The 7,923-nt window shown below is 58.6% G+C and carries 7 protein-coding genes; all 7 read right to left on the minus strand.

Translation table 11 applies throughout. From position 1 onward, the window contains the following. Positions 1-25: 25 nt before the first annotated feature. Complete coding sequence (locus WC562_09900) at positions 26-364, minus strand: histidine triad nucleotide-binding protein (GenBank protein MFA5056461.1); 339 nt, start codon at positions 362-364, stop codon at positions 26-28. Positions 365-783: 419 nt separating this feature from the next. Then, a complete protein-coding gene (locus tag WC562_09905) occupies positions 784-1,914 on the minus strand; it encodes an acyl-CoA dehydrogenase family protein (protein ID MFA5056462.1) in 1,131 nt (376 codons plus the stop codon). Between the two features lie 37 nt (positions 1,915-1,951). After that, complete coding sequence (locus WC562_09910; GenBank protein MFA5056463.1) at positions 1,952-3,136, minus strand: acyl-CoA dehydrogenase family protein; 1,185 nt, start codon at positions 3,134-3,136, stop codon at positions 1,952-1,954. A 216-nt stretch (positions 3,137-3,352) separates the two neighbouring features. Further along, complete coding sequence (locus tag WC562_09915; GenBank protein ID MFA5056464.1) at positions 3,353-4,483, minus strand: acyl-CoA dehydrogenase family protein; 1,131 nt, start codon at positions 4,481-4,483, stop codon at positions 3,353-3,355. A 17-nt stretch (positions 4,484-4,500) separates the two neighbouring features. Next, complete coding sequence (locus tag WC562_09920; protein ID MFA5056465.1) at positions 4,501-5,697, minus strand: acyl-CoA dehydrogenase family protein; 1,197 nt, start codon at positions 5,695-5,697, stop codon at positions 4,501-4,503. Between the two features lie 159 nt (positions 5,698-5,856). Further along, positions 5,857-7,035 carry an acetyl-CoA acetyltransferase gene (locus tag WC562_09925; GenBank protein MFA5056466.1) on the minus strand — a complete coding sequence of 393 codons (1,179 nt, stop codon included), beginning with the start codon at positions 7,033-7,035 and terminating at the stop codon, positions 5,857-5,859. A 13-nt stretch (positions 7,036-7,048) separates the two neighbouring features. Further along, on the minus strand, positions 7,049-7,923 hold an 875-nt coding region (locus tag WC562_09930; GenBank protein MFA5056467.1), incomplete at its 5' end, for a 3-hydroxy-3-methylglutaryl CoA synthase.

Raw genomic sequence — 7,923 nt, forward strand, 5'->3', positions numbered from 1 at the left:
TATCGGTCGACTAATGGTATTTTTATTAGGTTCGCCAGCCCAACTTGCGTCCGCCGAGCAGATGCAGGTGCAGGTGGTGTATGTCCTGACCTGCGTCCGGCCCTGAGTTTATCACCAGCCTGTAACCGCTCTCCGCTATCCCCTCGCTCTTAGCCAGGTCATTGGCCACGTTCACCATGTGTCCGAACAGCGGCATGTGGTCGGCAGTCGCTTCTTTAAGTGAAGGGATATGCTCCAGGGGCAGTATCAGGATGTGCACCGGAGCCTTGGGATTGATGTCGCGGATGGCTACGACCTTATCGTCGCGGTAGACCGCGTCGCTTTTCACTTCACCGTTTATGATTTTACAGAAGATACAGCTCATAGCTTTATCAACCCCCTGCTATCCCCCATTCTTGGGGGATTTTAAAATAGGTTAGGGGACACCCCTATTACCCCGGCAGGAGACTCATCTCCTGCACCTCTCTTTGAGCGGTCATTGCGAGGAGTGCTGCGACGTGGCAATCTCGTGCCAGGCAACCCCCTATTATCCCGGCAGAGGGATATCCCTCTGCACTTCCCTGTTACGACGAGATTAGCTACCTCCTCTTTATAAAAGAGGAGGCTAGGAGGAATTTTACGGACGTCCTCCGGCCCGAGTATGTCATTCTGAGCGAAACGAAGAATCGCGTTCCGGTTTCCCCTCGTCGACGTCCCGTTTCGCGCTCGACGTCTCTAACATATCCACAAAGAGAAGGGCTATCGGCTGATAGCCCTTCTCTGCACCATCGAATCGATATCGAACTATAAACCGAGGCTCTGGGCGACCTGTTCGCGGTGGAACTCGGGACCGCCGAAGAGCGACTCGGATGCTTTGCAGTGCTTGAAGTAGAGAGGCATGTTGTGGTCTAGGCAGAAGCCGATGCCGCCGTGGATTTGGTGCCCGAGGCGGGTCACGCGGCGGTAGGCGTCGCTGACCCAGGCCTTGGCCATAGAGACTTCCATGGTGGCGTCCATGTCCTCGGAGATCTTCCACGCCGCCTGATATGTCAGGAACCTGGAGCTCTCCACATCGATGAGCATGTTGGCGCAGTGGTGCTGGATGGCCTGGAAGCTGCCGATGGGCTTGCCGAACTGAATGCGCTCCTTGGCGTAGGCCACGCTCATGTCCAGAGCAGCCTGCGCGCCGCCGAGCATCTCGGCGCACTTGGCCACCGTTGCCTTCTCAAGCACCTTGTCGATGATGGTCCAACCCTTGTCCTGGGCGCCGATCATGTTGGCCTTGGGCACTTTGACTTTCTTGAAAATGACCTCGCACTGCTTGCCGCCGTCGATGGTCTGCAGGCGCGTTATCTGTACTCCCTCGGCTTTAGCATCGACCAGGAACAGGGTGATGCCGTCCGCGGATTTTCCTTCCTTGGTCCTGGCCACGACGATGATGTGGTCGGCTACGTTGGCGTCGTTCACGAACAGCTTGGTGCCGTCGATGACGAAATCGCCGCCCTCGGCCGTCGCCTTGACTGTGATATCGGCCGGGTCATAGCTCACGCTGGGCTCGGTGATGGCCACCGTGAAGATGGACTCACCCGATGCGATCTTGGGCAGCCAGGCCTTCTTCTGCTCCTCGCTGCCGCCCTCGAGCAGGGTGAACCCGCCCAGTACTACCGAAGGCAGGAACGGGCCCGGGAACGCGGCCTTTCCCATCTCCTCAAAGAGCACCGCCAGGTCGAGGAAGGTCATGCCCATTCCCCCGTACTCATCGGGGATGGCCAGCCCCTGCCAGCCCAGCTCGGACATCTTCTTCCACATCTCCGGGTTGTAGCCCTTCTCGTCCGCGTTAAGTTCCTTGACCGTCTCCGGAGGGCACTCCGCCGTTAGAAAATCGCGAGCCGATGTGCGTAACATTTCCTGTTCTTGTGTAAATCCTAGATCCATATTTCCGCTCCTTTCCCCCTTGGAGATTATTTACTTTCTAGTATGATTTCGGCATACCGAAGCCACGCATGGCGATGGCGTTCCTCTGCACTTCCGATGTGCCGGCCGCTATGGTGGCTCCGATTCCGAGCAGCGACTCGCGTGCTATTGAATACTTCTCGTTGCCCCACTTCGACTCTTTGAAAAGCGTGCCGTATAGTCCCATGATCTCGGCGCCGATTTCGCCGACATGCTGCTGAAACTCGCTGCCATGCACGCGCGCTATGGAAGCCTCCCATTCGGGCTGTTGGCCCAGGGTCTGCAGCCAGGCTACGCGGTAGGCCAGTATGCGCGCGATGCGGCCCTCGATGTAAAGGTTGGCCAGCCTTTGTCTGACGTACGGGTCCTTCCCGATGATGTGCCCGCCCGGCAGCGGCTGCTTGGCGAACTCGATCAGCTTGTCGACATTGCCCAGCGCCCGTGCGATGCGGTAGATGCCGGAGCGCTCGAAGCCCGCTGCGGTCATGGCGACCTTGAACCCGCCGTTGATCTTGCCAACTATGTTCTTCTTGGGCACCCTGACGTTATCGTAGAACACCTCTGAGAAACAGTGCTCGTTGGCCATGGTTATCAGCGGGTTGATGGTGATGCCCGGTGTCTTGAAATCGACCAGGAAGAAGGTGATGCCTTTGTGTTTGGGCTCAATGTTGGGGTCTGTCTTAGCCAGCAGGAAGCACCAGTCAGCGTGGTGCGCCAGGCTAGTCCATACCTTCTGCCCGTTGATGACGTATGAGTCACCATCCTCGACGGCCTTGGTGGTCATGCCCGGCAGGTCGGACCCGGCGCCGGGTTCGCTCCAGCCCTGGCACCAGATGACCTCGCCGCGCGCGATACGGCCTAGGTGTTCCTTCTTCTGCTCCTCGTTGCCGTGGGCCATGAGGGCCGGGGCCAGCATGCCGATGCCGCCGAAGTCTAAGCCGGGCGCGCCGCGGTAGTTAAACTCCTCGTTGATGATAACGCTGAACATGTGCGCGTCCTTGCCGCCGTACTCTTCAGGCCAGGCGATGTTGAGCCAGCCCATTTGAGACAGCTTCTTGGTGATGGAACGCGCGAACTTCCAGTCCGCTTCCGACTCCACATGGCCGCCCACTCCTGCTTCGAACTCGGGCGGGATCTCCTTTGCGAGAAACTCCTTGACCTCTTTTCGGAACGCTTCCTGTTCCGGTGTGAAATTAAAATCCATATCTTCCACCTCTCCTCGAGAGTTTTTTATTTCCTCTTCGTTCGGGGCTATCAACCCCCTGTTTGGGAATATTTTGTAGGGGCAGGGCTCGCCCTGCCCAAGGCGCAGCAAGCAGCGCCCCTACGGGATATCCCCGTCTTGTTTCGAGAAAGGGCGAACACGGGGGTTCGCCCCTACATTATGATTCGTATTTTAAAGGTTCGACGGTCGACGGGCTTACAGCCCCATCGATTTGGCTACGACTTCCCTGTGATCTTCAGTGTCGCCGAAGATCGAGTAGGCCGCCCGCGCCCTGCGATAGTAAAGGCTGGCGTCGTGGTCCATCGTCGTGCCGATAGCTCCGTGGATATGCACACCGTCCTCGGTGACCAGCTTGTAGGCCTCGTTGCACCACGCCTTGCATGTGGATACCTTCCAGTCGCAGTCCATCTTCTCCTGGGCCATCCATGCCGCTTCGTACAGGATATTCTTGGACATGCTGGCGCGCAGATACAGCTCGGCCAGCTTGTGCTGCATTGCCTGATAGGAACCGATAGGCTTGCCGTACTGCACCCTTTCCTTGGCGTAGGCCACGGCCATCTCCTGCATCGCTTCCATGCCGCCGCACATCTCGGCGCACTTGGCTATGGTGGCCTGCTGCAATGCGCTCTGCACTGCCGGCCAGCCCTTGTCAACATCGCCGATGACGTTCTTCTTGGGGACGCTGACGTCCTTGAAGACGACCTCGCACTGCTTATCGGCGGCGGTGGTGTCGAAAGGCGTTATCGTAACTCCGCCCGCCTTGGCATCGACGAGAAACAGCGTTATGCCGTCCGCAGACTTACCTTCCTTAGTCTTGGCAACGACTACAAGGTAGTTGGCCGCGGTGGCATACTCGACGAACATCTTGGTGCCGTTGAGCACGAAGCTGTCGCCCTTGGCCTCCGCCTTCATCTGGATGCAGTCGGGGGTGTAGCCCGCGCTCTTCTCGGTGAGCGCCATGGTCAGTATGATCTCGCCCGCGGCTATCTTAGGCAGGAATTCCTTTTTCAAAGCCTCGGAGCCAGCCTCGACGATAGGCGGCGTGGCCAGAGCGGTGTTGACGAGGAAGGGGCTGGGCAGAATGTTCTTACCTATCTCTTCGAATACCACAACCATATCAAGCAGTTTCATTCCCATGCCGTCGTATTCGTCCGGTATCATCAGCCCGAACCAGCCGAGCTCCGCCATCTTGCCCCACATCTCGGGCGAGTAGCCTTCCGCGCTCTTTTCAAGCTCTCTGACAATAGCTTTGGTGCACTCGGTGGACGCGAACTGCCGGGCTGAGTTTCGGAGCATATCCTGCTCTTCGCTGAAATCAAGATTCATGATTCGCTCCTCTCCACTTATTTCCTGGGCAGCCCCAGGCCGATCCAGGCGATTATATTTTTCATGATTTCCGAAGTTCCGCCGCCCAGCTTGTAGCCGGGTGTGATCTGTACCAGGTTCTCGAACTGGCCGCGTATCGGTGCGAACTTCTTGGAGGTATGCGCCACCGTGCCGTAGAGGCCCATTATCTCCACGCCGGTGAAGGCGCAGCGCTGCCACAGCTCGGTGCTGAAGACCTTGGCCCCGCATGATGCCGAGGCGGCGCCGAGAAGGTCGCCCTTCTCCTGCATCCAGCCGCAGCGGTAGCTCATGGCGTGGCCGGTCTCGATGTCGATGAAGAGCTGCGCCAGGCGATGGCGCACGTGCGGGTTGTCCTTCAGCGGCTTGCCCTTGAGGCTGTTCTCTTTGCAGTATTCCACCAGTTCGTAGAGCGCGCGTTTTATTCCTGAGATGACGCCCACGCTGGAGCGTTCGAAGTTCATGGTGGCATTGGTAACGCCCCATCCCTGGTTGACCTCTCCCACGATGTTCCGCGAGGGGACGCGCACATTATCGAAGAAGATCTCGTTAAAGTGCTCGGAGCCGTCCATACCCGGTATCGGCCGAACCTCGATGCCCGGCGTCTTCATATCGACGAGGAAGAAGGTAATGCCCTTGCTGCGTTTCTCGTTTGGGTCGGTTCTGGCCAGCATGAAGCTCCAGTCGGCGCGGTGCGCTCCGGTGTTCCAGCACTTCTGGCCGTTGATGATCCAGTCGTCGCCGTCCTTGACGGCCCTTGTCGTCAGCGATGCCAGGTCGGAGCCGGCGTTGGGCTCGCTCCAGCCCTGACACCAGAACTTCTCGGCTTTCGCTATCGGGGGCAGGTGTTCCTTCTTCTGTTCCTCGTTGCCCAGCGCCAGCAGCGTCGGCCCGATCATTCCGATGCCTAACGGATCTACGCCGGGGGCGCAGTAATAGCCGATGGAATCGCTGAATATGAGCTGCTCCATCATGGGGGCGTTGCAGCCGCCGTATTCCTTGGGCCACGGCCTCACCAGCCAGCCCTTCTCCGCCAGCCTTTTCGCCATGTACTTGTTGAAAGGCCAGCCGATGTCGTTAAACAGTCCGTCCAGGCCCCACATCCATCCCTCGGGGGCCTTCTTCATCTCTTCCTCAAAGAAGGTGTCGAACTCCTTCTTTAAGGCTTCCTGTTCCGGGGTTAGTTGGAAGTCCATTTTTACTCCCTTCCTTGGGTTTAGCCTTTATTCCCTTATTTGTTTTTTTAACCTCCGGGGGAGAAGTCGATTCAGTCCCCGGAGTTCCTTTTATACATGGCGCATGGCGAGAACGTTGTCCTGTCTCGCCATGCGGATGTTTCCCTGTATCGTTAAGTTCTAGGTTCCGAAGATGCCTACGAATATCGTGCAGTGCGGGGGCTGTCCGCCAAGGTTGTGCGTCAGTCCCAGCTTCGGGTTCTTGAGCTGGCGCTTCTCCGCCTTGCCCTGCGACTGCTTGTACATCTCGTATATCATTCTCAATCCGGTGGCGCCGATGGGATGGCCGAAGCACTTCAGTCCGCCGTCGGGCTGAACCGCCAGTCCGCCCTCAAGATCGAAGAAGCCGGATTCGATATCCTCTTTCATGTTGCCGCGCTTGCTGAATCTCAGGTCTTCCATGGTCACAGCCTCGGTGATGGAGAAGCAGTCATGGACGTCGGCCATGCCGATCTCCTCGCGCGGGTTCTTGATTCCGGCCTCGATGTAGGCCGCTTCGCCGGCGCGCACGGTGGACTCGACATGGAGATAGTCGTACTTGGTCGATGTCGTCCCGTCGCCCGGGGCCACGCTCATCTGGAGCGCCTTGATCATGAGCGGGTCTTTGCGGTATTTCTTGGCGTCCTTGGCCGGCACGATGATGGCGGCCGCCGCGCCGTCGGAGACGCCGCAGCAGTCGAACAAGCCCAGCGGCCACGCGATTATCGGGGCCTTTATTATCTGGTCCATGCTTACTTCCTTGCGGAAGTGCGCCTTGGGGCTGTTCACGCCGTTCTTGTGGCTCTTCCACGATACGTGGGCCAGCATCTTCTTGCCGTCCTCGGGCGTTATGTTGTAGTGGGAAAAGTATTTCGTGGCCAGCATTGAGAACATGCCGGGCATGGTCATGGAGAACATCAGTCCGCCCATGTCCAGGTTGCGCACGGCCAGTCCGCTGAGGCCCTGGTCCTTGATCTTCTCGACGCCGACGACCAGCACGCGGTCGTAGATGCCGGCGGCGACTGCGTATGTGGCGTTCCTTAAGGCATCGGAAGCCGAGGCGCAGGCGTTCTCAACGCGGGTGATGGGCAGGTAGGGCAGCCTGAGCGGGGCGGCCAGCGCCTGGCCGGTGATGCCGGACGTGTCGTAGTAGGTGGAGACCCATCCCGCCTGTATATCCTTCTGCTCGAGCCCGGCGTCCGCGTAAGCTTCTTTGGTCGCCTCAACGACCAGGTCGACGCGACTTTTATCCCAAAGCTCACCGAACTGGGTGCAACCCATTCCGATGATCGCTACTCTATCTTTAATACTCTCTACCATATCTATCCTTCCTTTAGCACCTGACGGGGCGCGTCTTCCAGAAGTAGTTGTGCACGCCGCGGTCGTAATAGAGTTTCCGGAATGTCGTCTCGACCTCTGTACCGACATCCAGTTTCGCGCCGCCGCGGTCGGTCATATCGAATATGCCGCGTCCGCCGCCGTCCCAGTCGATGACCGTTACGGTGGTGGGCGGGTCGTTGCTGTCCGCGAGGTTATCCTCGGTGTAGGTGAATATCTTGGCCTTGCGGCCGGAGAACCTGTAAGGCTCCATCTGGTCGATGGCCTGGCAGTCCACGCAGACCCTGAGCGGGGTCAGGTAGCCGTAGCTGCCGCCCTGGCTGAACTGCGGCGTGTTGCATGCTTTGCACTTGACGCCGTAGAGCGCGAGGGCGATCTTCTTGTCGCGTCTCAATGTGGATATGGATGTCGGCGACTGCTCGGAACGGCGCGCCTTCTCCAGCGGCACCAGCTTGCGCCAGCGCAGGTAGCGGTCGTTGTTCTCCAGCATCTTCTTGGCTTCCAGGTGCTTCTTATAGCCGCGGCGGGGCCCCAGCTTGGTTATCTGGTCGGTAACCTGCAGGATGAAGGCGTCCACGCCGTTGTTATAGCTGGCCCAGAGGATCTTGTCTCCCGGCTTGGCCTCTTCCAGCGCCGCGACCAGCATCATGGTGGCATGGGCCGTGCCGATGTTGCCGATTGCGTTGAACAGATGATCCTGTATCTGGTTGTCGGCCAGCTTCAGCGATTTCGCCATCGCCCCGTGCCTTCCGCTCTGCAGCGTGGTATCGTACACGAACTTGGTGAAATCGCCGGCCTGCATATTGTATTTCTTGAGCAGCCCTTTTATACCCTGCTCGAGGATCAGGGAGTAACCCTTGTCGTAGACCA

It is taken from the genome of Dehalococcoidia bacterium (genome assembly GCA_041649635.1).
Classification (GTDB): domain Bacteria; phylum Chloroflexota; class Dehalococcoidia; order E44-bin15; family E44-bin15; genus JAYEHL01.

Bases quoted from the DNA above. Each gene is read 5' to 3' on its own strand.
- WC562_09925 (MFA5056466.1), bottom strand. From the start codon at position 7,035: ATGGTAGAGAGTATTAAAGATAGAGTAGCGATCATCGGAATGGGTTGC.
- WC562_09905 (MFA5056462.1), bottom strand. From the start codon at position 1,914: ATGGATCTAGGATTTACACAAGAACAGGAAATGTTACGCACATCGGCT.
- WC562_09920 (MFA5056465.1), bottom strand. From the start codon at position 5,697: ATGGACTTCCAACTAACCCCGGAACAGGAAGCCTTAAAGAAGGAGTTC.
- WC562_09900 (MFA5056461.1), bottom strand. From the start codon at position 364: ATGAGCTGTATCTTCTGTAAAATCATAAACGGTGAAGTGAAAAGCGAC.
- WC562_09915 (MFA5056464.1), bottom strand. From the start codon at position 4,483: ATGAATCTTGATTTCAGCGAAGAGCAGGATATGCTCCGAAACTCAGCC.
- WC562_09910 (MFA5056463.1), bottom strand. From the start codon at position 3,136: ATGGATTTTAATTTCACACCGGAACAGGAAGCGTTCCGAAAAGAGGTC.